This window comes from Reyranella sp., from assembly GCF_004296935.1.
In the GTDB taxonomy this organism is placed as follows: Bacteria; Pseudomonadota; Alphaproteobacteria; order Reyranellales; family Reyranellaceae; genus Reyranella.
This window is the reverse complement of sequence record NZ_SCVH01000118.1, coordinates 24,151-46,491: the sequence shown is the minus strand read 5'-3', so window position 1 is coordinate 46,491 and position 22,341 is coordinate 24,151. Positions and strand designations below refer to the sequence as shown.

Here is a 22,341-nt window from a genome sequence, read left to right as displayed (position 1 = left end):
GTCGAGAGCAGGATGAAGATGAAATAAAGCAGCGGCGGCCAGAAGCCGAACACGACGTGCGGGTCCATGTGGAAGCTCAGCGCCGCGATGATGACGCCGGGCAGGCTGGTCTCGATCAAGGCATTGGCGAAGCGGGCGGGCCGCGGAAAGTCCTTGTCCCGGGCAAGGCGCCAGCGAAGGAACGTCAGTGCCGCCAGCTCGTAGAGCAGGAAAGGGCCGATGCCGACCAGCGGCAGCCAGCCCGCGATGCCCTTGCGGAACATGCGCTGGTTGAGCTCGGGGAACAGGTTGGCGGCGATCAGGGTCACCGCCAGCAGGATCGCCAGAATGATGGCCAGCGCGCGCATGCGCTGCAGCTCGCTGCGCAGGATCTCGCGCCGAAGCGCGTCGTCATAGGAGTCGGTCACAGCCATGGACATCTCAGGGGCCACGCTAGCCAGCCGGCGCGGCCTCCACAACGGCGGGCGGGAGTGCTAGGAACGGGACCATGCCGATAAGGGAGACCGTCCGCGAACTGCAGGGCAAGGCCGCCAATCTGGCGCTGCGCATGCCGATCTCCTGGGTCAACATCCTGGCCGGGCCGCCGGTGACGCTCGACGGGCGCACGCTTGACGGCCGCAGCCAATGGTTCCTCCGGTTGCTGGCACGCAGCGGCCATCCGCCGATGCACAAGATGAGCGTGGCCGATGCACGCGCCGACATCGACGCCTTCCTGCCCCTGCTGAGCGGACGCCCCGCACCGGTCGGCGAGATCATCGATCGCACCATCGAGGGACCGGTCGGGCGGCTGCGCGTCAGGCTCTACCGGCCCGCCGGCGCGGTGGCGCGGCTGCTGCCGGCCATCCTCTATTTCCACGGTGGCGGCTGGGTGATCGGCAGCCTCGAGGCCTACGATCTCGTCTGCCGCTACCTCTGCGCGCGCACCGGCTGCGCCGTTGTCGCCGTCGACTACCGGCTGGCGCCGGAGCACAAGTTTCCGGCCGCCATCGACGATGCGGTCGCCGCCTTCCGCTGGCTGTCGGCGGGCGCCGTGGGCCTCGGCATCGACCCGGCACGCGTCATCGTGGCGGGCGATTCGGCGGGCGCCACGATCGCCACCGTGCTGGCCCGTCTGGTCCGCGGCGACGGCCGGCCGCCCTGCCTGCAATGGCTGTTCTATCCCGCCACTGATCTCGGCCTCGACAGCGGCTCCTACGATTCCTGCGGCGAACGCTTCATGATCGGCCGCGCCGACGTGGAATGGGTGCGCGGCCACTATCTCAACAGCCTCGACGAGGTGGCGGACCCGCGCGTCTCGCCGCTCCGCGCCGACGACCTCGCTGGCGTGGCCCCGGCGCTGATCTACACTGCGGGCTTCGATCCGCTGCGCGACGAGGGCAAGGCCTACGCCGACAAGTTGACCGCAGCCGGCGTGAAGACGATCTACCGTGAATTCGATTCTCTGATCCACGGCTTCATCGGCATGCGCGGTGCCATCCAGGCAGCGGCACGGGCGATGGACGACATGGTAGCCGGCCTGCGCCACGAGCTGGCCCAGCTCGGACGATGAGGGCTCGGACGATGAGACGGGAAAACGCCGAATGACCGACGATACTCCCCCTGACCTCGCTTCCACCGACCCGCGCGGCGAGCGCTCGGGACGGCGCGAGCAGAACAAGGCGGAGAACCGCACCGCCCTGCTCAAGGCCGCGCGCGCGGTGTTTGCCGAAATGGGCTCGGGGGCGGCCAGCGTGCGCGACATCGTGCGCCGCACCGATCTCGCCTCGGGCACCTTCTACAACTACTTCAAGGACAAGGACGAGATCTTCGAAGCCGTGGTCGGCGAGCTCACCGGTGAACTCCTGAAGCGTCATCGCGAAGGCCGCTCCAGGGCTCACACCGCCGAGGAGTTCTTCCGCAAGCACTATGCCGTCTATTTCGACTTCATCGTCGAGGATCCCGAGCTACTGGCGCTGGCGCAGAAGAATTTCACCGCCATCCGCACGCTGCTCGACAAACCCGACGTGCGGGCGCTGGCGCTGGCGCTGAACGAGGACATCCGCGCCGCCATCGCGCGCGGCGTGCTGCCCAACATCGACGTCTCCTATCTCGCGGCCTCCCTGGCCGGCGTGGCGTTCGAAGTCTCGATGGTGATGGTGGCACGCGATCCCGTCGATCCCGTCGGGGCGACGGAGTTCGCGACGCGGCTGATGCTGGGCGGGCTGGACCGGCTGCCCGTCAGGGATTCCGGAAAATCGGCTTGAACATCGCCGCGTCTTCCCAGGCGATCGCGGGATCGCTGCCGCTGTCCCACTGCTTCCACGCCATGTTTTCCTTGAGGCGAAACGGCGCGCGCATCGCCTCCAGGCTCTCATCCAGGCCGTGGAGGTCGGCCGCCTCGTAGATCGCGTGGTGGCGCGCCGGCGTGCGTCCGACGCTGCTGTAGCGCCGGCATCCGACCCAGCCCGGCACATCCGCGACGTTGCGTGGCAGATATTCGGTCTCGTACCAGTCATGGAAGGCCTGCTCGCGGCCGGGCCGCAATTCGACCGACACCATGAAGAACGGCCGGCTGCCGAAGATGCCGTCGAGGGGCGTGCGCGGATGCGCCCAGCGTTCGACGTAGAGACGCGGCGGCTCCGCCTCGACGATCTACCCGGCCCAGACGCCCATCGCGCCATCGGCGGTACGCTGCCGCAGGATCTCGATCAGGGCCTCGGCGTCGGCCCGTGCATCGCATTCGTGGATCGTGAAGAACTGCTTCCGGTAGTAGCGGAGCGAGCCCGTCACCTGGTGCTCCTGATAGCGCCAGGTGTCCCTCACCCCGCCGGCGTCGCCGAGGACGGCCGGCAGGAATTCATGATGGTAGAAGGCGCTGAAGGGAGTTTCCTGCTCGACATCGAGCCGGAAGGACTCCACGACCAAGGGGCGACCGGACATGCCGCGCCGTGCAGGCTCCGCGCTAGCCGCCCTGCGCGATCGGGTTGCGCAGCACGCCGATCTTCTCGATCTCGATCTCGCAGACATCGCCCGGCTTCAGCCACGGCTGCGGGTTGCGCGCCATGGCGACGCCCGACGGCGTGCCGGTAATGATGACATCGCCCGGATCGAGCGTCATGACCTTGCTGAGCTCGTGCACCAGGGTCGGCACGTCGAAGATCAGGTCGTCGGTGTTGCTGTCCTGCATGACCTCGCCGTTGACACGGGTCATGATCCGCAGAGGCGCGCCGCCCTTGGGCAGCTCGTCGGAGGTCACGATGTCGGGGCCGAAGCCGCCGGTGCCGTCGAAGTTCTTGCCGAGCGTGAACTGGCCACCCGACTTGCGCTGCCAGTCGCGGATCGAGCCGTCATTGAAGCAGGCATAGCCACCGATCACCGTGAGCGCCTTCTCCTTCGGCACGTTGCGGCACTTCTTGGCGATGATGACGGCAAGCTCGGCCTCCCAGTCGTACTGTTCGGAGTGGGTGGTCGACAGCATCTTGCCGTTGTGCGGCACCAGCGTGTTGTTGAAGCGCGTGAAGACGACCGGGTACTGCGGGATCGGGCTGCCGGTCTCCTCGGCGTGCTTGCGGTAGTTGAGGCCGATGCAGAGGATCTTGCCGGGGCTGGGGATCGGCGTCAGGTACTTCGCCGACTTCTCCGACACCGTGGCGCCGGCCTTGGGCTTGGCGCAGGCCTTGGCGACCGCGGCCTGGACCGCCTTGCCGCCGGCCAGAATCTCGACCACCGACTTCGGTCCACGCGGCATCTGCTTGCTGAGATCGACGATCTTGCCGTCGCCCATTTTTACGCCGACGGCGGCTTTTCCGCCGCTCATGATGGTGCACAGACGCATGGCATTTCCCCTTCGAATGTCGCCCGATTGTGGCCGGGGCGTAAACTCCTACCTCCAGCCCGGGTGGTCAAGCGCAGCGGTCAAGCGCGGCGCGATTTGCTAGGATGCGGCATGCGTTTCACGTTCTTCGTTCCGCTTTTGCTCGCCTCGGTTCTCCTCACGACGCCAGCCTCGGCCCAGTTCTTCGTGCCGCTCACGACACCCGACGGCCGCATCGCCTGCACCCAGGGCATGACCGGCATCGGCCGGCCCCCTGCCTGGCAGGCACTGGCCGATCCCGACGGCCCCAGCGGCTGGGTCGTGGCCGAGACCGCCGCCGACCCTGCCGATCTCCGGTTTCCGTTCTGCATCAACGAGCAGGCCGTCCTGCGCGACCTCGACGCCACGCTCCGCTTCAAGCCGGTGTCGGGTGTCCGCGCGCGCGTGGCCGGCTTCATCTTCAGGGCGCAGAGCGCCAACGACTACTACGTCGTCCGCGCCAGTGCGCTCGAGGGTTCGGTGCGGCTCTACCGCATGGAGAAGGGCAAGCGGCGGCAGGTCGGCGGCAAGGAGGTCCCGGTCGAGAGCGGCACCTGGCATTCGCTCCGCGTGGTCGCGGTCAACGACCGCTTCGAGGTGATGCTGGACGGCACTTCCCTGTTCAGCGCCACCGACCGCACGCTGATCCAGGCCGGCCCCATGGGCGTGTGGAGCCAGGCCGACAGCCTGACGTACTACGGCTCACTGCTGGTCAATCCGCCGGCGCGCTAGCGCCGCGCCTCAATCAGCGCCCGGGCGAGTTCGACGAAGCCGGCGCCCGAGCGCGCCGCAGTCACCCAGCGCGGCTGGTGGTCGAGGCGGCCGGTGAAGTCGCCCACGTTGGCCATGCCGACGGCATTGGGAAAGTAGCCGAACATCGGCGAATCGTTGGGCGAATCGCCCGCGAACACATAGTGCTGCCGCTGCGCATCGAGATCGACGCCGTACAGCTCGCGCATCATCAACTTGCTGGTGGTGAGCTTGTCGTAGTCGCCGAACCAGCCGTTGACGTGGATCGAGCTCACCTTGGCATGGGCGCCCTGGCGCTCGAAGATCGCCACGATGCGCTGGATGTCGGCCGGTGCGAGCGGCGTCACGTCCTCGCGGAAATCGACGGCGAGGTCGGCGACGCGATAGGGCTGGTCCGAGGCGATCCCCGCACCGGGGACCTCGCGCAGCACCTGGGCGCGGATCAACTCCAGACGGCGGCGGCCTTCCGCCCGCTCGGCCTCGGACTGGATGAAGCGCGTCCGAAGCTTTCCCTCGGACGGCTCGTGCCACATCCAGAAGGCGCCATTCTCGCCCACCACCGCATCGACCGGCCAGAAACGGGCGATATGGTCGCACCAGCCGGCCGGCCGGCCGGTCACCGGAATGACCAGGAATCCCGCCTCTTTCAGCGCCTCGAGGGCGGCATAGGCGGCAGCGGTGAGCCGGCCCTCGGTGGAAACGGTCTCATCGATGTCGGTCAGGACGCCCCGGATCGAGGCAAGAGCGGCACGGGGACATTCGTTCAAAGGCTTCATGGTGGGACACTTCTTAACATGGCAATCTGGACCGTTCGGGACTAAAAGCCGGGCCATGCGATACCAGGTTGCCACGGTAAATTCAGAGCAATAGCAGACGACCATGCGCCTCGAGCCACTCACCGCCGTAAGTCCCATCGATGGCCGCTATCGCGCGACCTCCCAAGCGCTTGCTGAATATTTCAGCGAATATGCGCTCATGAGAATGCGCGTTACCGTCGAGTGTGAATATCTCGCGGCGCTTTCGGAGACAAAGGGCGTCGGCATGCGGCCGCTTACGTCCAGCGAGAAGGCGATGCTTCGGGCGCTGCCGCACATTGATATCGACGATGCGCAGATCATCCAGAAGATCGAGCGTGAGGGCTATGACGGTATCCCTGCAACGAATCACGACGTGAAGGCGGTCGAATATTTCATCAAGCTCAAGCTCAGAGGCTCGAGCCTTACGGACGTGCTCGAGTGGGTGCACTTCGCTCTCACGTCTGAGGACGTCAACAGCACCGCCCATGCCCTCGCGCTTCGCGGGGCGCTTGAAGAAGTCATGCTTCCGGCGCTCGAGAAGATGAAAAGCGAGATCGTCAGCCTTGCCCGGGCGCATGCCGATACTGCCATGCTCGCGCGCACCCATGGCCAGAGCGCGACGCCCACGACCTTCGGCAAGGAGATGAACGTCTTCGCGAGGCGGCTCGAAAAGCAGGTCGAGGCGCTGAAGAATCGCTCCGTCTTCATGAAATGGGGAGGACCTTCAGGCAACTACAACGCCCAGATGGTGGCGCTGCCGAAGATCGATTGGCTGGACTTTGCGCGTTCTTTTGCGGAAAGCCTGAATGCGGACGGCGCCGGCAAGGCGCATGTCGTACGCCTCGAGCTCAATGAAGTGACGACCCAGATAGAGCCGCACGACACGTTCGCCGAGATGTTCGACAATCTGCGCCGCATCAACACGATCCTCCTCGATCTGTCGCAGGACATGTGGCGGTACATCTCGGACGGGTGGGTCACGCAGAAGCCGAAAGAAGGCGAGGTCGGCTCGTCGGCCATGCCTCACAAGGTGAATCCGATCGATTTCGAGAATGCGGAGGGCAACTTCGGCGTCGCCAATGCGCTCTTCGAACATCTCTCGAGAAAGTTGCCGATTTCGCGCCTGCAGCGCGATCTCTCGGATTCTACCGTGGCACGCACCTTCGGCACCGCCTTCGCACACTCGCTGATCGGCTATCGCGCGCTCGGGCGCGGCTTCGGCAAGGTCAGCGTGAATCAGGCGGCGCTTCGCGATGCGCTCCTGGCGCATCCGGAAGTGCTCGCCGAAGCGATACAGACGGTGCTGCGCGTCGCCGACGTGGAGATGCCGTATGAGAAGCTGAAAGCGCTCACCCGCGGCAAGCAGGTAACGATGGAGGATCTCGCCGCCTTCGTTGACGGCCTTGATATAAGCCCCGAGATGAAGGTGCGGCTCAGGGCGCTTCGTCCCGAGAACTACACGGGCCTCGCCGGCGTGCTTGCCAGGAAGTGACGGCCCTTGGCTGTCATCCCGGCATTGCGCCGGATTTCTCCGGCTCCCCAAGATCCTTCGCTGCGGTCAGGATGACAGCGAAGCCAACGCGCGTTCGGCAGACGCCTAATTCGTCTCCGTCATGACCTGCTTCTTGGCATCCTCGATCAGCCGCTCGGCCTGCTTGCGGATGGTGTGTTCCTCGGTCGGCTTGCCCGCCGCGGCGAGGTCCTTCACCAGCTTGGCCATGACATCGGAATCGCCGGGCTTCTCGAAGTCGGCCAGGACCACTTCCTTGGCATAGGCCTCGGCATCGGCGCCACTCTTGCCCATCAGGCCGGCGGCCCACAGGCCCAAAAGCTTGTTCCGGCGGGCGTTGACCTTGAACTGGAGTTCCTGGTCCTTTTCGAACTTCTTTTCGAAGGATTTCTCGCGATCGTTGAACGTGGTCATGGCCGCTCCGGGTTGGGCTGGTCGCGCCGGTATATAGCGACGACGACGCGGTCTTTCCACCCCGTGTTGGCGGTGGCAAAGTCCCGCGCCCCATGGAGGATGCCAAGAGATGTCGCTGGAAAAGCTGAAGGACTGGGTCGGCCGCACCCAGGCCATGGAGGATCTCGCCGCCCCCTTCCCCGTGCGCGCGCTGGCCGCCACCTTCGACGAGAAGGATCCCGACCCGCGAAACGGCGATCCCCTGCCGCCGCTCTGGCATTGGCTCTATTTCCTGGACGCCGCGCCGCAGTCCAAGATCGGTTCCGACGGCCACGCCGAACGGGGCGATTTCCTGCCGCCGGTTCCCCTGCCGCGGCGCATGTGGGCGGGCAGCCGGTTCAGCTTCGACGGCGAGCCGGTGCGCGTCGGCGAGACGATCGGCAGGCTGTCGGAGATCAAGTCGGTCGAACCCAAGAGCGGATCGACCGGCGCGATGGTCTTCGTCACGGTGAAGCACACGATCTCCGGACCGCGGGGCGTATCGTTCGTCGAGGAGCACGACATCGTCTACCGCGAGGCGGCCAGGCCCGGCGAACAGCCGAAGGCCCCCAGGCCGGCGCCAGCCGACGCCACGTGGACCAGGAAAATCGTGCCCGACCCGGTCCTGCTGTTCCGCTTCTCCGCGCTCACCTTCAACGGCCATCGCATCCACTACGACCAGCCCTACGTCACCGGCACCGAGGGCTATCCCGGGCTGATTGTCCACGGGCCGCTCCTCGGCATGCTGCAGATCGAACTGGCGCGCCGGGCCCACCCGGGTAGAGTCGTGAAGAATTTCGAGTTCCGGGCGCTCTCGCCGGTGTTCTCGGGTCCTGCCTTCTCGGTGCAGGCCCGCCGCGAAGCCGACGGTTCGGTGACGACCTGGATCGCCGACCCCAACGGCGGCCTGGCACAGCAGGGAAAGGCGGCATTCCGATGAACGAGCGTCTCCACCATCGCGGCTGCGGCTGCCTGCAGGCGCTCTCCCGTCGCGGCGTCATGGGGCTGGGGTTGGGTGCCGCCGCCGCGGCGGCCGCGTCGCCGGTCCTGGCCGCGGACGACGCTGTCTATGAAGCGATGCTGATGAAGTGCATCGACCCGCGCTTCACGACCTTCACCTGGTCCTTCATGGCCAGCGCCGGCCTGCAGAACGACTACAGCCAGTTCAACATCGCCGGCGGGCCGATCGCCGCCGTGGCGCCGGCGTTCGCCGACTGGCGCAAGGCCTGGTGGGACAACCTCGACATCTCCGTCAAGCTGCACAGCATCAAGGGCGTGGTCGGCATCGTTCACCGCGACTGCGGCGCCGCGGCGGTGGCTTACGGCGACCGGATCAAGACCGACCGGGTGTTCGAGACCGCCAGGCTCACCGAGGCGCTCCGGGCCTTCCGGACGGAGGTCGGACAGCGCTACCCCCGGCTCCGCGTCGACATCGGAATCATGGGCCTGAACGGCGCCGTCACTGCCGTGACCTGACGCAAAGCTTGCGGAACCTTCCTTCGTGCCCGACTCATCCCTCCCTGCTCCACGACTTGCCGGCGCCGCCCTCGAGCATCAGCTCGCCCTGCAGCGGTCCAGGCGGCCCGCCGACCCGCTGCTGTCGCTGGTGGTGCCGGTCTTCGACGAAGACGAATCGATCGATCTCTTCATCGACACGGTCGTGCCGATCCTCGAGCGCGACCGGTTGCGCTTCGAGATCGTGTTCGTGAACGACGGCTCGCGTGACGACACCCTCTCCCGCCTGCTCGGTCGCAGCACCGGCGACCGGCGCATCAGGGTCGTCAACCTGTCGCGCAACTTCGGCAAGGAGGCCGCCCTCACCGCCGGCATCGACCACGCCAAAGGCGATGTCCTGATCCCGATCGACATCGACCTGCAGGATCCGCCCGACCTGATCGCGGCGTTCCTGGCGCGCTGGCGCGAGGGCTACGACATCGTCTACGGCGTGCGCCGCACCCGCCATGCCGACACGGCGGCCAAGCGCATGTCGGCCGGCTGGTTCTACTGGGTGTTCAATTCGCTCTCGCCGGTGCGCATTCCGCCGAACGTCGGCGACTTCCGGCTGGTCGATCGCCGTGCCGTCGAGGTGCTGCGCCAGCTGCCGGAACGCAACCGCTTCATGAAGGGGTTGTTCGCCTGGGTCGGCTTCAACTCGATCGGCGTGCCCTACGAGCGGCCACAGCGCGCCGCCGGAACCACCAAGTTCAATTTCTGGCGGCTGTGGAACTTCGCGCTCGACGGCGTGGTGAGCTTTTCGACCGCACCGCTGCGCGCCTGGTTCTATGTCGGCGTGGTGATCGCGGCCGTGGCCGTTCTCTATGCCCTGTTCATCGTCACCCGCGTGCTGATCCTGGGCATCGACACGCCGGGCTACGCCTCGCTGCTGATCGCGGTCCTGCTGATGGGCGCCATCCAGCTGCTGTCGCTCGGCATCATCGGCGAATACCTCGGCAGGCTCTTCCTCGAGGTCAAGGGGCGGCCGATCTACGTCGTCGAGGGCGTCTACGGGGACGGGGCCGACGCACAGCGGGCCGACGCGCCGCCGAAGAACTGACGGCGGGCGATGGATCTCAAGGAAGAGGACATCCTCGGCGCCGACATCGGCCGGCACTGGTACTATCGCTCGAAGGCAGCGGCGCTCCGCCGAGCCGTGGCCGGGCTGCGGCCGCGGCGCCTGCTCGACGTCGGCGCCGGATCGGGCTTCTTCTCCCGCCACCTGCTGGCCGAGACGCCGGCGGAAAGCGCGCTCTGCGTCGACATCGGCTACCCCCGCGACCGCGACGACAGCGTCGCCGGCAAGCCGGTGCACTATCGCCGCGACACCGGCCGGACCGACTGCGACCTGGTGCTGATGATGGACGTGCTGGAGCATGTCGACGACGACCGTCGCCTCGTGCGCCACTATGCGTCGAAGGTGCCTTCAGGCGCGCATTTCCTGGTGACGGTGCCGGCCTTCGCCTTCCTGTGGAGCGGCCACGACGTCTTCCTCGAGCACAAGCGGCGCTATCGCCTGCCCGAGATCGAGGCGGCGCTCGGCGACGGAGGCCTTGAGATCGTGCGCGGCGCCTACTATTTCGGGCTGATCTTTCCGCTGGCGGTGGCAGTGCGGCTCGCCCGCCGCAACACGACCGAGCCCGGCAGCAGCCTCAAGAAGCACAGCGCCTTCACGAACGGCATCCTGACGGCAGCCTGCGCCGCCGAGCTGCCGCTGTTTCCCTACAACCGCCTGGCCGGCCTGTCGGCCTTCGTGCTGGCCAAAAAGCCCTAAAAAGGGCGCAGACGTAGCATTTCATTCTCCTCTCCCCCTAGCGGGGGAGAGGAACATGAAAGTCAGGAAGCGGCGGCGGCCACGTCTTTCGAGCCGATGCGGCGGCGCTTGGCGTTGATCTCGCGCAGGACCACCAGCATCTCCTCGGCGACGATGTCGCCCGGGATGCCGTCGCCCTCGGCCTCGAGCTCCTTCATGTCGACCCACACCGCGTAGAGTGGCGCGGTGCGCGAGGTGATGATGCCGGCGTGCAGCAGCGTCTTGATCAGCACGCGGAAGATGTTGGTGCTTTCCTTGAGCTGGTCGCGGCGGTCGTCGTCGGTGAAGGTCTCCTTCATCGCATCGCGCACCCACTGCCAGTCGAGCCCGTACTTGGCGTAGATCCCCTGCTTCTGCTCGGCGTTGATCAGGTTGAACAGCAGCATCTGGAAGATCTGCGCCGACCAGTCCTCGACCTTCTTGTGCTCGTCCGGACTCAGGTGCCGGATCGTCTTGGCCGCCCAGATGCGGCCAAAGCGGTGATGGAAGGCCTCGTCGCTCATCACCAGCTGGACCAGGCGGCGCAGGACGGGATCGTTGGTCTTGGCATTGAGCGTCGCGAACGAGCCCATGGCGATGCCCTCGATCAGCATCTGCATGCCGACGATCTTCTTGTAGACCTCCTGGGTGCCGACGAGGTCGTTCAGCACGGTGGCGATGGTCGGGCCGACCGGCAGCGGATCGCCCCAGCGCTTGGCGATGTAGCGGGTGAAGCCGGCGACGTGGCGCGCCTCCTCGCGCGCCTGGTTGGCGGCATATTCCTGGGCGCCCGGGTCGAGCAGGATGTGGCAGAGGCTGGCCGACAGCGACAGCGCCCCCTGCTCGCCATGCAGCAGGTTGGAGACAGACCAATGCATGACGTCGTTGGCGAGGCCGATCTTCTGCCGGTCGTCCAGCCGGTCGGCCACCGCACTCTTCAGCTCGACCACCATGTCCAGGGGCACGATCGGCGTCTTGGACATGTCGAACGGCAGGTCGTAGTCGATATAGCTCTTGTCGAACGGGTCCCAGAAATGGTCGTGGGTGGCCGAAATGATGCCGTCGAAGGCGTTGGTCCGACGGCCGTAGCGCGGCACCTCGAGCATTGCCGGGAAATCTTCCGGGGCGACGGTGTCGTAGGCCTTGTCGTAGGTGATTTGCTGGGCCATTTGAGGGCCTCCCATGAAGGGCTCAATATGACGGCTGCGTCACCTTTTTCAATGGATTTTTCCCCAGTACCGGCGCATGGGACTTCCGCCATATTCCGGCCGCCAACCATGCCGCCGATCGGCGGGCGATCCGCATCGTCCGTGCAGGAGTAAAGAATGTCCCGCCGCCGCCGAATCTACGAGGGCAAGGCCAAGACCTTGTTCGAGGGGCCCGAGCCCGGGACGATCGTCCAGTACTTCAAGGACGACGCCACCGCGTTCAACAACCAGAAGAAGGGCACGATCACCGGAAAGGGCGTGATCAACAACCGCATCTCCGAGTTCCTGATGACCAAGCTCGGCGAGATCGGCGTGCCCACCCATTTCATCCGCCGCCTCAACATGCGCGAGCAGCTGATCCGGCAGGTCGAGATCATCCCGCTCGAGATCGTGGTGCGCAATGTCGCCGCCGGCTCCTTCGCCAAGCGCTTCGGCGTCGAGGAGGGCACCCAGCTGCCGCGCTCGATCATGGAGTTCTTTCACAAGAACGACAAACTCGGCGATCCCATGGTCACCGAGGAGCACATCACGGCATTCGGCTGGGCGACGCCCCAGGACCTCGACGACATCGTGGCGCTGACACTCCGCGTCAACGACTTCCTGTTCGGCCTGTTCCTCGGCTGCGGCATCAAGCTGATCGATTTCAAGGTCGAGTTCGGCCGCCTCTACGAGGACGACATGGTCCGCATCGTGCTTGCCGACGAGATCAGCCCCGACTCGTGCCGGCTGTGGGATCTGCGCACCAACGAGAAGATGGACAAGGACCGCTTCCGCCGCGACCTCGGCAAGGTCGAGGAGGCCTACCAGGAAGTCGCGCGGCGGCTCGGCATCCTGATCGACCAGGGACCGGGCGACGTGCGCGGCCCCACGACACTCCAATAGCCACGCTGCAATGAAGAGGCGACATTGAAAGCCAGAGTTCACGTGACCTTGAAGAACGGCGTGCTCGACCCCCAGGGCAAGGCCATCGGACATTCGCTCAATCGCCTGGGTTTCCCCGAAGTGGGCGACGTCCGCCAGGGCAAGTACATCGAGCTCGAGATCGCCGAGACCGACAAGACCAAGGCCAAGGCGCGGCTCGAAGACATGTGCAAGAAGCTGCTCGCCAACACGGTGATCGAAAACTACTCGATCGAACTGGTCGGCTGATGAAGGCAGCGGTTCTCGTCTTCCCGGGCTCCAATCGCGAAGGCGATGTGGCCCAGGCGATCGAACTGGTCACCGGCCGCCGTCCCGCCATGGTGTGGCACGGCGACGGTGACTTCGAGAAGACCGACCTGATCGTGGTCCCCGGCGGCTTCTCCTACGGCGACTACCTGCGCTGCGGTGCGATGGCGGCGCAATCGCCGGTGATGGCCGAGGTCAAACGCCGCGCGGCGCAGGGCGTGCCGGTACTTGGCATCTGCAACGGCTTCCAGATCGTGACCGAAGCGGGCCTGCTGCCGGGTGTGCTGATGCGCAACGCCCATTTGAAATTCGTCTGCGCCGACGTCCACCTCAAGGTCGAGACCAGCCAGAGCCTGTTCACCAACCGCTACCAGGCCGGCCAGGTGATCAAGGTCCCGGTGGCGCATGCCGAGGGCAACTACTTCGCCGACGCCGAGACCCTGAAGCGGCTGGAGGATCGCGGCCAGATCGCCTTCCGCTACTGCGCGCCCGACGGCACGGTCGACGGCAGCGGCAATCCCAACGGCTCGATCAACAACATCGCCGGCATCTTCAACGAGACCAAGACGGTGATGGGCCTGATGCCGCATCCGGAAAACGCCACCGAGCCGATGTTCGGCGGTACCGACGGCAAGGCACTGTTCGAGGGCATGGTCGAGGCATTGTCATGAGCAAGTCCGGCACGAGCGCCGCGCCCGTCAAGCTGCCGAACGAACCCGTCATCACGCCGCAGATCGTGGCCGAGCATGGGCTGGCGCCGGACGAGTATCAGCGTGTCCTCGCCATCATGGGCCGCACGCCCACGATGGTGGAACTCGGCATCTTCTCGGCGATGTGGAGCGAGCACTGCTCGTACAAGTCTTCGAAGGTGTGGTTGAAGAAGCTGCCGACCAGCGCGCCCTGGGTGATCCAGGGGCCGGGCGAGAACGCCGGCGTGATCGACATCGGCGACGGCCAGGCCGCCATCTTCAAGATGGAGAGCCACAACCACCCGTCCTACATCGAACCTTATCAGGGCGCGGCGACGGGCGTCGGCGGCATCCTGCGCGACGTCTTCACCATGGGCGCGCGGCCGGTGGCCAACCTCAATGCGCTGCGCTTCGGCGATCCTTCGCATCCAAAAACACGGCACCTGGTGTCGGGCGTGGTCGCGGGCATCGGTGGCTATGGCAACTGCATGGGCATCCCGACCGTGGGCGGCGAGACCAACTTCCACGCCGCCTACAACGGCAACATCCTGGTCAACGCCATGACCGTGGGCATCGCGCCGACCGATCGCATTTTCTATGCGGCGGCCGCGGGCATCGGCAATCCGCTGGTCTATGTCGGCTCCAAGACCGGCCGCGACGGCATCCATGGCGCCACCATGTCGTCGACCGAGTTCAACGAGGACAGCGAGAGCAAGCGGCCGACGGTGCAGGTCGGCGATCCCTTCGTCGAAAAGCTGCTGCTCGAAGCCTGCCTGGAACTGATGGCGACCGATGCCATCGTGGCCATCCAGGACATGGGCGCGGCCGGCCTCACCTCGTCGTCGTTCGAGATGGCGGCCAAGGGCGGCCTCGGCGTGATCGTCGAGCTCGACAAGGTGCCGATGCGCGAGACCGGCATGAATCCCTACGAGCTCATGCTCTCCGAAAGCCAGGAGCGCATGCTGATCGTGCTAAAACCCGGCCGCGAGGAGCTGGCGCGCAAGATCTTCGAAAAGTGGGAGCTCGACTTCGCGGTGATCGGCCATCTCACCGACACCGAGCGCATGGTGCTTTCCTGGCACGGCGACATCGTGGGCAACATCCCGATCCCGCCGCTGGTCACCGAAGCGCCGATGTACGAACGGCCGTGGACGCTGACGCCGCTGCCGGCCGTGCTCGACGCCGCCAAGGTGCCGGCACCCAAGGATTACAAGGCCTCTCTGCTCACGCTGATGAGCTGCCCGGATCTCGCCAGCAAGGCGTGGATCTGGCACCAGTACGACCACCTCATCATGGGCAACACCGCCATCCGTCCGCAGGACGGCGACGCCGCCCTCGTCCGCGTGCCGGGCGGACACAAGGGCCTCGCCATGACGTCCGACTGCACGCCGCGCTATGTGCAGGCCCATCCCGAGACCGGCGGCCGCCAGGCCGTGGCCGAGGCGTGGCGCAACATCACCGCCGTGGGCGCGCGGCCGCTTGCCGTCACCGACAACATGAATTTCGGCAACCCGACCAAGCCCGAGATCATGGGCCAGTTCGCCGGCGCCATCATGGGCATGGTCGAAGCCTGCACGGTGCTCGACTTCCCCGTCGTGTCGGGCAACGTCTCGCTCTACAACGAGACCGAGGGCCGGCCGATCCTGCCGACGCCCACCATCGGCGCGGTCGGCGTGATCGAGGACATCGCCAAGGCGGTCGGTTCGCGCCTGACCAAGGCCGGCCTCGCCCTGGTGCTGATCGGCGAGACCAGGGGCTGGCTCGGCCAGTCGCTCTACCTGCGCGAACTCTGCGGCCGCGAGGAGGGAGCGCCGCCGCCGGTCGATCTTGCCGTCGAGCGCCGCAACGGCGATTTCGTGCGCGGCCAGATCGTGGGCGGGCGCATCGCCGCCTGCCACGACCTTTCCGACGGCGGCCTGCTGGTGGGCCTGGCCGAGATGTGCCTGGCCGGCGGCACGGGCGTCACCATGAAGTTGCCGGCCGGCGCCGGTGCACCGCACGGCTTCCTCTACGGTGAAGACCAGGGCCGCTACCTGGCGGCTGCCGACGATGGCATTGCCCTTCTGGCGGCGGCGGCTGCCGCCGGCGTTCCGGCGAGCCTTCTGGGATATGCCGGCGGTCAGGCCCTCGTCGTCGAGGGGCTGGTCAATCTGCCGCTGGCCGAGCTGCGCGCCGTTCACGAGGCGTGGCTGCCGACCTACATGAACAGCGCCGCCTGACAGGAGAGCGCCATGCCGATGGAAGCCAACGACATCATCCGCCTGATCAAGGAAGGCATCCCCGATGCCGAGGTCGAGATTCAGGACCTGGCCGGCGACGGAGACCACTATGCGGCTACGGTTATTTCACCGGCCTTCACCGGCAAATCGAAGATCCAGCAGCATCAGATGGTCTATGGCGCGCTGGGCGGCCGGATGGGCGGCGTGCTGCATGCCCTCAAGTTGACCACCATGGCGCAAAGGCCCTGACCGCCCTATATTGCCTTCATATCCGCGTCCCCAGGGGCGCTTCCTTGGATCCCTCCAGGAGATCGACATGAGCGAACCCGAAGTGTTCGAGCGCATCCGCGACGAGATCGGCAAGAACGACGTACTGCTGTTCATGAAGGGCACGCCGGTGTTCCCGCAGTGCGGCTTCTCCGCCGCCACCGTCGATGCCCTGAGCCAGCTCGGCGTAAAATTCCACGGCATCAATATCCTGGTCGACCCGGACCTGCGCGAGGGCATCAAGGAATTCAGCCAGTGGCCGACAATTCCCCAGCTCTACGTGAAGGGCGAGTTCATCGGCGGCTGCGACATCGTCCGCGAGATGTTCGAGACCGGCGAGCTGGAGCAGCTGTTCAAGGACAAGGGCATCTCGCTGGCCAACGCGGCTTAGCGCGCTGCAAAGCAGCGCGTCGGCAGGCGGCAGCGCTTCGCAACGCGAAGCGCGAGAGCCTGCTGTGTGGAGGCTTGCAAGCAGTCTTCGATCAGTCTGAATTCATACCTTTTCTGAAACGTGCGGGCTCTCGCGCTTGATTACAAGCGCTGCCGCCCGCCGGCGCGTCTGAACGCGCCTTAGCCAAACGCATACGACGCCATCGAAAGATTCCCCAGCGTGAAGCTGCGGTGCAGCGCCCGTCCGCGGGCGCCTTCGCCCGCCGCGCCATAGGCCACATGCAGCGGCAGGAAGTGCTCATCCGTGGGGTGGGCATCGACGGCATTGGGCGCCCGGGCGCGATAGTCGGCGAGCGCCGCCTCGTCGCCCTTCTCCACGGTGTCCACCAGCCAGTCGTCGAATTCCCGCGCCCACGGTTCGGGTTCGGAGGCAGCCCCGCCGCGCACCAGGGCGCGCAGGTTGTGCGTGGCGCTGCCGCTGCCCATCACCAGGATGTCTTCTTCGCGTAAGGCACTCAGCTTGCGGCCGAGCGCAATGTGGTGCGCCGGGTCTTGCTCCGGCTGCACCGAAAGCTGGAAGATCGGGATGTCGGCCTCGGGCCAGCCCAGCATCGCCGGCACCCAGGCGCCGTGGTCCAGCCCCCGATGAGCGTCGTGCGCCGCCCCGGTGAGCCTGGCCACGCGCTCGGCCAGTTCCGGCGCACCGGGTGCGGCATAGCGCAGGCGATAGAGCGCATCGGGGAAGCCGTAGAAATCGTGGATGGTGTCGGGCCTGCGCGCCAGAGAGACGGCGGGCACGTCGGTGTCCCAATGGGCCGATACCGCCACGATCGCCTTGGGGCGCGGCAGCAGCTGGCCGAGCGAGGCCAGGAAGGTCCGCGCTGGCGACTCCTGCAGGATCAGCGTCGGTGCGCCGTGTGACACGAAGACAGTAGGCATCGACATCGCTTTATTCCTCACGCGGCTCGTGGCAGCCTGTGTGCAATCGGGATCCGGGACAAGGGAAGGACGATACTATGCACATGTTGCGGAGATGGGGTCAGATTGCGGCCTGCCTGTGGGTGATCCTGGCGGCGCCGGCCGCGATGGCCCAGACGACGCTCCGGATGGTGGCCCATTCCGACCTCAAGGTGCTGGACCCGATCTGGACCACCGCTTTCATCACCCGCAACCACGGCTACCTGGTCTACGACACGCTGTTCGCCAAGGACGCCCAGCTGCGCATCCAGCCGCAGATGGTCGACAAGCGGACCGTCTCGCCCGACAAGCTCACCTGGACCTTCACGCTGCGCGACGGCCTGGAATGGCACGACGGCCAGCCGGTGACGGCCGAGGACTGCGTCGCCTCGATCAAGCGCTGGGGCGCCCGCGACGCGCTCGGCCAGCAGCTGATGGCGGTCACCGCCGACGTCAAGCCGATCGACGCCAAGACCTTCACCATCGTGCTCAAGGAGCCGTTCGGCCTGCTGCTCGACGCGCTCGGCAAGCCCAGCTCGACCGTGCCCTTCATGATGCCCAAGCGGGTCGCCGAGACCGACCCGTTCAAGCAGATTTCCGACTACACCGGCTCCGGCCCTTTCATCTTCAAGAAGGAGGAGTGGAAGCCCGGCGAGAAGATCGTCTATGCCAAGAACACCAAGTACAAGCCGCGCCCCGAGCCGCCCTCGATGCTGGCCGGCGGCAAGGTCGCCAAGGTCGACCGCATCGAATGGCTGGCCATCGGCGACCCGATGACGGCGGTCAACGCCCTGGTCCAGGGCGAGATCGACATGATCGAGGTGCCGATCCCCGACCACTTCCCGCTGCTCAAGGCCGACAAGAACATCGCCCTGTTCGGCTGGAACCAGCTCGGCAGCCAGATCATCATGCGGCTGAACCACCTCCATCCGCCGTTCAACAATGTGAAGGCGCGCCAGGCCGCGATGCTGGCCATCGCCCAGGAGGACTTCCTGCGCGCCCAGGTGGGCGATCCCGAGATCTACAAGGTCTGCAACGCGCCGCTGGTCTGCGGCTCGCCGTTCGAGAAGAGCTACGGCGACCTCCTGATCAAGCCCAACCTCGAGAAGGCGCGCGAGCTCCTGAAGGAGAGCGGCTACGACGGCACGCCCATCGTCATGCTGCACCAGACCGACCTGCAATCGTCCAACCAGCTGCCGCCGGTCGGCAAGCAGGCGCTGGAGCGGGCCGGCTTCAAGGTCGACCTGCAGGCGATGGACTGGCAGACCGTGGTCGCCCGCCGCGCCCGCAAGGAGGCGCCGGACAAGGGTGGCTGGAACGTCTTCTACACCACCACCGTCACCGTCGATGCCGACAACCCGGCCGGCAACTCCTTCACCAGCGGCGGCTGCGACAAGGCGTGGTTCGGCTGGCCGTGCGATCCCGAGATGGAGAAGCTGCGCCAGGCCTTCGCCAAGGAGACCGACCCCGAGCGCCAGAAGGCGGTGGCGCTGGCCGTCTCCGACCGCGTCATGGAGCAGGCCGTCTACCTCGTGCTCGGCCAGTACAAGGCGTTCGGCGCCTACCGCAAGGACCGGCTGGAAGGCTGGATCCCGGCGCCGGTACCGATCCTCTGGAACATCAGCAAGAAGTGACAGCGAAGTTGTCATCCCGAACGAAGTGAGAGAACTTTCCAGTATCGGCAAAGATCCCTCGCCTTCGGTTCGGGATGACACCACGTCCCTTACGCAGCCTTCGCCAGCAGCTCTTCCTTCCACCGCCCGGCCGCCTCGGCGACACGGCGGCCCAGCGCCTCGAAGGTCCTGAAGTCGCTCGGGGCGATGCCTTCGACGCCCTGGTCGGCGTTGGACTGCGCCATGGCGCCGATCGAGGCGCCGAGGCGGTTGAGATCCTCGATCGAGCTCTTGGAGTGGTTAAAACCCGGCGCCAGGCCGAGGCCGACCCAGACCATGCCGTGCTGCATGGCGAGCGTCATGAGCTGGACCAGCGTGTTCTGCTTGTCGCCATTCCAGGACGCCGAGTTGGTGAAGCCGGAGGCGAGCTTGTTCTGCCACGCCCGCGCCATCCAGCGCTTCGACGTCCATTCCTCGAACCTGGCGAAGTCGGCCGAGACGCTGCCCATGTAGGTCGGGCTGCCGAAGACGATGGCGTCGGCGGCGTCGAGCTCGGCCTCGCGGGCCTCCGCTTCGGCGACCGGCACGAGGCTCACCTTAGTGCCCGAGACGGCCTGGGCACCGGCGGCAACGGCTTCGGCCAGGGCCTGGGTGTGGCCGAAGCCGGAGTGATAGACGATGGCAATGTTGCTCATGAGGTTCTCCAATCCTTTGATTTTGCTTGGAAAATGACCAAATCGTTTCCCAAGCGCAGTCGATTACACAAAGTGACTGGAAACATCTAAGGTGAGGACTATATATTTACCAGTAGGTACCGATTCGTAACCTGGAGACCACGCCGATGATCACGACTGCCGAACTCCGCAAGGAGAGCGTCTCCTGCCCGATGGACTTCATCCTGCGCATGCTGATGGGGCCGTGGACGACCTACATCCTCTACAACCTCAAGACCCACGGGCCGCAGCGCTTCGGCGAACTGAAGCGCCGCGTATCGGGCGTCTCGGCCAAGATGCTGACGGAGCGGCTGCGCACGCTCGAGGGCGCGGGACTGGTGCGGCGCGACTACGAGCCGACGATCCCGCCCAAGGTCACCTATTCGTTGACCAAGCGCGGCCACGAACTCGACGACGTGATGGGCCGCCTGGCCGAGATCGGCATGCGCTGGGAAGTGGAAGACGCCGCGCTGCGCGCGGTGCGGGCGGCGGAACTGAAGGCGGCGGAATAGGTTCGAACCCGGCTCTCCCGCTACTTCCGACTATTTGACGACAAACCCCGTGGTCTTCTGAAAGCGGCGGCGGTTGGCATCCGTTAGGCCGTAATATGCCCCTGGAGTCAGACGCCGCACCGCAGCCGCGACCTTCTGAACATCACTCTTCCGTACACCTCGGACCCGCTCGATCCTGGCGTCGTCGGTACAGAGGATGATCAATTGCTCGGCTTCAATGTCGATGCCCAGAACGTTCGTGCGCAACGCCGTCGGGAAAGTCCACAGCACTCGGCCGGGCTGATCTCGCAGAAGCCGAAAGACGGCAGACTCCTCGATGGCGGAGCGGCGTTGCAGGAGAAGGCCGAGCTTGACCGCTATGACCAGCAGCGATCCGACCAGGACAGCGCCGAAAAGCCGCCCCCCTTGGCCCGCTCCGAGAAGGCCGGCATTCCACAGCCAAGCCGCACCGGTGATGGCGAGCAGCGCTCCCCCGAAAAGACTAGCGATCATAAGCCGGGCGCGACGCAGGCATCCGGCGACGATCGCCAAATCCTCCTCCCTGACGTCGCGCGTCTTCATTGGAAGAACACCACGGTCACCAGCACGAAAAGGGGAACCAGGATCGCGCATGACCACGCCATGTAACCGAAGAAGCTCGGCATGCGGATGCCGGACTCCTCGACCACGGCCTTGACCATGAAGTTTGGGGCGTTGCCGATGTAGGTGTTGGCGCCCATGAACACCGCGCCGCAGGAGATCGCCGCCAGGGTGCTGGCGAGCGCGCCCATCAGGACATTGGCATCGCCGCCCGCGAGATTGAAGAACACCAGATAGGTCGGTGCATTGTCGAGGAAGCTAGACAGGATGCCGGTGAGCCAGAAATACCAGATGTCGTTGGGCTGGCCGTCCGGATTGGTGACCAGCGCGACCAACGGCGCCATGGCGCCGTCCTTGCCGACCTTCAGGATGGCGATCGCCGGCGCGATGGTGATGAAGATGCCGGCGAACAGCTTGGCGACCTCGGCCATCGGGCCCCAGCTGAAGGAATTCTCGGACCGCAACCTGCTCGAGGTGAGCTTGAGCGAGAGCGCACAGATCGCCACCAGGCAGAGGTCGCGCGCCACGTGCTGCAGTTCGAGCGTGACGTGGAAAACGGTGAAGTGAACGCCCGGGTTCCAGGTGCCGCTCGCCAGCACCACGCCGACGATCGCCGCCAGCAGGATGATGTTGACGCCACCCTCGACCCGCACCGGCGATTCCGGCGTCGGATCGCGCTTGAGGTGACCTTCCTTGCGGTACCAGTAGCTGTCGATCGCATAGAAGAGGCCGAGCAGCACGATGGCGCAGAGCAGCATTTCGCCGAACAGGTTCGTGGTGGTCCAGAAGAAGCTGACACCCTTCAGGAAGCCGAGAAACAGCGGCGGATCACCGAGCGGTGTCAGCGCGCCGCCGATGTTCGACACCAGGAAGATGAAGAAGACGAAGACGTGGATCTTGTGCTTCCGGTCGTCGTTGGCCCGGATGACGGGCCGGATCAGCAGCATCGAGGCCCCGGTGGTGCCCATCCAGCCGGCCAGCACCGTGCCGACGGCGAGCAGGGCCGTGTTCATCGACGGCGAGCCGTGCATGTTACCCTTGATGTGGATGCCACCGGTCACAGTGAACAGCGCCAGCAGCAGCACGATGAAGGGAATGTAGTCGAGCAGCAGCAGATGGATGATCTCGTAGGCGGCGGTCGGCACGCCGTAAATCACCGCAAAGGGCACGATGACCATCAGGGCCCACGCCGCCGACACCTTGCCGAAATGGTGATGCCAGAACCGGGGCAGCGCGAGCGGCATGACTGCGATCGACAGCAGGATGCCGGCGAACGGCACGATCCACAGCAAACTGAGGCCACGTCCGTCGATCGCCGGCGCGTCAGGACCGGCGGCCAGCGCCGGCAGGGCGAACATCGCGGCGGCAAGAGCGAGGATCGTCAACAAGGTCTGTCGCTTCATTCGGCGTGCCTCTGCCA

Annotated in this window: 26 protein-coding genes and 1 pseudogene; 16 read left to right on the top strand and 11 right to left on the bottom strand. The window is 65.9% G+C overall.

Features of this window, described 5'->3' with window-relative positions; translation table 11 throughout:
- Positions 1-413: pseudogene (locus EPO55_RS16945) on the bottom strand (hypothetical protein); the annotation flags it as partial.
- 74 nt (positions 414-487) lie between these two features.
- Between EPO55_RS16945 and EPO55_RS16940 the strand changes: the two are divergent.
- A complete protein-coding gene (locus EPO55_RS16940) occupies positions 488-1,549 on the top strand; it encodes an alpha/beta hydrolase fold domain-containing protein (RefSeq protein ID WP_296338204.1) in 1,062 nt (353 codons plus the stop codon).
- Positions 1,550-1,580: 31 nt separating this feature from the next.
- Entirely contained in the window at positions 1,581-2,243 is a 663-nt protein-coding gene (locus tag EPO55_RS16935; RefSeq protein ID WP_296338202.1) for a TetR/AcrR family transcriptional regulator, read from the top strand.
- On the opposite strand, the gene EPO55_RS16930 is transcribed toward EPO55_RS16935, so the two are convergent.
- From EPO55_RS16930 to EPO55_RS16920, 3 genes are all read right to left on the bottom strand, one after another.
- Complete coding sequence (locus EPO55_RS16930; protein WP_296338201.1) at positions 2,218-2,538, bottom strand: hypothetical protein; 321 nt, start codon at positions 2,536-2,538, stop codon at positions 2,218-2,220. The genes EPO55_RS16935 and EPO55_RS16930 overlap by 26 nt on opposite strands.
- Positions 2,539-2,631: 93 nt before the next feature.
- Entirely contained in the window at positions 2,632-2,919 is a 288-nt protein-coding gene (locus tag EPO55_RS16925) for a hypothetical protein (RefSeq protein ID WP_296338200.1), read from the bottom strand.
- 22 nt (positions 2,920-2,941) lie between these two features.
- On the bottom strand, positions 2,942-3,814 hold the full coding sequence (locus EPO55_RS16920; RefSeq protein ID WP_296338199.1) for a fumarylacetoacetate hydrolase family protein: 873 nt from the start codon (positions 3,812-3,814) through the stop codon (positions 2,942-2,944).
- Between the two features lie 111 nt (positions 3,815-3,925).
- Here EPO55_RS16920 and EPO55_RS16915 point away from each other — a divergent pair, with 111 nt between their 5' ends.
- The gene (locus EPO55_RS16915; RefSeq protein ID WP_296338198.1) at positions 3,926-4,564 is read left to right on the top strand and encodes a hypothetical protein; all 639 of its coding nucleotides are present in this window, start codon (positions 3,926-3,928) and stop codon (positions 4,562-4,564) included.
- Here EPO55_RS16915 and EPO55_RS16910 read toward each other — a convergent pair.
- Positions 4,561-5,358 carry an HAD-IIB family hydrolase gene (locus EPO55_RS16910; protein WP_296338197.1) on the bottom strand — a complete coding sequence of 266 codons (798 nt, stop codon included), beginning with the start codon at positions 5,356-5,358 and terminating at the stop codon, positions 4,561-4,563. The genes EPO55_RS16915 and EPO55_RS16910 overlap by 4 nt on opposite strands.
- A 103-nt stretch (positions 5,359-5,461) precedes the next feature.
- On the opposite strand from EPO55_RS16910, the gene purB reads away from it, so the two are divergent.
- Positions 5,462-6,871 carry an adenylosuccinate lyase gene (purB, locus tag EPO55_RS16905; protein WP_296338196.1) on the top strand — a complete coding sequence of 470 codons (1,410 nt, stop codon included), beginning with the start codon at positions 5,462-5,464 and terminating at the stop codon, positions 6,869-6,871.
- 105 nt (positions 6,872-6,976) lie between these two features.
- Here purB and EPO55_RS16900 read toward each other — a convergent pair whose 3' ends face one another.
- Complete coding sequence (locus tag EPO55_RS16900) at positions 6,977-7,303, bottom strand: DUF1476 domain-containing protein (protein ID WP_296338194.1); 327 nt, start codon at positions 7,301-7,303, stop codon at positions 6,977-6,979.
- A gap of 109 nt (positions 7,304-7,412) precedes the next feature.
- Here EPO55_RS16900 and EPO55_RS16895 point away from each other — a divergent pair, with 109 nt between their 5' ends.
- The 4 genes from EPO55_RS16895 to EPO55_RS16880 are packed head-to-tail and all read left to right on the top strand — an operon-like array spanning position 7,413 to position 10,589.
- Positions 7,413-8,261, top strand: coding sequence for a MaoC family dehydratase N-terminal domain-containing protein (locus EPO55_RS16895; RefSeq protein WP_296338193.1), 849 nt, complete (start codon positions 7,413-7,415; stop codon positions 8,259-8,261).
- A complete protein-coding gene (locus EPO55_RS16890; protein WP_296338192.1) occupies positions 8,258-8,797 on the top strand; it encodes a hypothetical protein in 540 nt (179 codons plus the stop codon). Before EPO55_RS16895 ends, EPO55_RS16890 begins: the two co-directional genes overlap by 4 nt.
- A gap of 25 nt (positions 8,798-8,822) precedes the next feature.
- On the top strand, positions 8,823-9,875 hold the full coding sequence (locus EPO55_RS16885) for a glycosyltransferase family 2 protein (RefSeq protein ID WP_296338191.1): 1,053 nt from the start codon (positions 8,823-8,825) through the stop codon (positions 9,873-9,875).
- 9 nt (positions 9,876-9,884) lie between these two features.
- Complete coding sequence (locus EPO55_RS16880; protein ID WP_296338190.1) at positions 9,885-10,589, top strand: methyltransferase domain-containing protein; 705 nt, start codon at positions 9,885-9,887, stop codon at positions 10,587-10,589.
- 62 nt (positions 10,590-10,651) lie between these two features.
- On the opposite strand, the gene EPO55_RS16875 is transcribed toward EPO55_RS16880, so the two are convergent.
- Entirely contained in the window at positions 10,652-11,776 is a 1,125-nt protein-coding gene (locus tag EPO55_RS16875; RefSeq protein ID WP_296338189.1) for a ferritin-like domain-containing protein, read from the bottom strand.
- Positions 11,777-11,932: 156 nt separating this feature from the next.
- Between EPO55_RS16875 and purC the strand changes: the two genes are divergently transcribed.
- From purC to grxD, 6 genes are all read left to right on the top strand, one after another.
- Positions 11,933-12,697: a phosphoribosylaminoimidazolesuccinocarboxamide synthase gene (purC, locus tag EPO55_RS16870; RefSeq protein WP_296338188.1), complete on the top strand. Its 765-nt coding sequence runs from the start codon at positions 11,933-11,935 to the stop codon at positions 12,695-12,697.
- Positions 12,698-12,721: 24 nt separating this feature from the next.
- A complete protein-coding gene (gene purS, locus EPO55_RS16865; RefSeq protein WP_296338187.1) occupies positions 12,722-12,964 on the top strand; it encodes a phosphoribosylformylglycinamidine synthase subunit PurS in 243 nt (80 codons plus the stop codon).
- Complete coding sequence (purQ, locus tag EPO55_RS16860; protein WP_296338186.1) at positions 12,964-13,653, top strand: phosphoribosylformylglycinamidine synthase subunit PurQ; 690 nt, start codon at positions 12,964-12,966, stop codon at positions 13,651-13,653. Before purS ends, purQ begins: the two co-directional genes overlap by 1 nt.
- Positions 13,650-15,890 (top strand): phosphoribosylformylglycinamidine synthase subunit PurL, encoded by a 2,241-nt coding sequence (purL, locus tag EPO55_RS16855; RefSeq protein ID WP_296338185.1) that lies wholly within the window; start codon positions 13,650-13,652, stop codon positions 15,888-15,890. Before purQ ends, purL begins: the two co-directional genes overlap by 4 nt.
- Positions 15,891-15,902: 12 nt before the next feature.
- Positions 15,903-16,139, top strand: coding sequence for a BolA family transcriptional regulator (locus EPO55_RS16850; protein WP_296338184.1), 237 nt, complete (start codon positions 15,903-15,905; stop codon positions 16,137-16,139).
- Between the two features lie 67 nt (positions 16,140-16,206).
- Positions 16,207-16,548, top strand: a complete 342-nt coding sequence (gene grxD / locus EPO55_RS16845; protein WP_296338183.1) for a Grx4 family monothiol glutaredoxin — start codon at positions 16,207-16,209, stop codon at positions 16,546-16,548.
- Positions 16,549-16,727: 179 nt separating this feature from the next.
- On the opposite strand, the gene EPO55_RS16840 is transcribed toward grxD, so the two are convergent.
- Positions 16,728-17,492, bottom strand: a complete 765-nt coding sequence (locus EPO55_RS16840) for a class III extradiol ring-cleavage dioxygenase (protein WP_296338182.1) — start codon at positions 17,490-17,492, stop codon at positions 16,728-16,730.
- Between the two features lie 77 nt (positions 17,493-17,569).
- On the opposite strand from EPO55_RS16840, the gene EPO55_RS16835 reads away from it, so the two are divergent.
- On the top strand, positions 17,570-19,138 hold the full coding sequence (locus tag EPO55_RS16835; protein ID WP_296338180.1) for an ABC transporter substrate-binding protein: 1,569 nt from the start codon (positions 17,570-17,572) through the stop codon (positions 19,136-19,138).
- Positions 19,139-19,227: 89 nt separating this feature from the next.
- Here EPO55_RS16835 and EPO55_RS16830 read toward each other — a convergent pair whose 3' ends face one another.
- On the bottom strand, positions 19,228-19,812 hold the full coding sequence (locus tag EPO55_RS16830) for a flavodoxin family protein (RefSeq protein ID WP_296338178.1): 585 nt from the start codon (positions 19,810-19,812) through the stop codon (positions 19,228-19,230).
- A gap of 146 nt (positions 19,813-19,958) precedes the next feature.
- On the opposite strand from EPO55_RS16830, the gene EPO55_RS16825 reads away from it, so the two are divergent.
- Entirely contained in the window at positions 19,959-20,342 is a 384-nt protein-coding gene (locus EPO55_RS16825; RefSeq protein ID WP_296338177.1) for a helix-turn-helix domain-containing protein, read from the top strand.
- Between the two features lie 30 nt (positions 20,343-20,372).
- Here EPO55_RS16825 and EPO55_RS16820 read toward each other — a convergent pair whose 3' ends face one another.
- Both EPO55_RS16820 and EPO55_RS16815 read right to left on the bottom strand, forming a co-directional pair.
- Positions 20,373-20,903, bottom strand: coding sequence for a hypothetical protein (locus tag EPO55_RS16820; protein ID WP_296338176.1), 531 nt, complete (start codon positions 20,901-20,903; stop codon positions 20,373-20,375).
- Positions 20,900-22,324 carry a sodium:proton antiporter gene (locus tag EPO55_RS16815; RefSeq protein ID WP_296338175.1) on the bottom strand — a complete coding sequence of 475 codons (1,425 nt, stop codon included), beginning with the start codon at positions 22,322-22,324 and terminating at the stop codon, positions 20,900-20,902. The genes EPO55_RS16820 and EPO55_RS16815 overlap by 4 nt, the downstream gene beginning before the upstream one ends.
- Positions 22,325-22,341 lie beyond the last annotated feature (17 nt).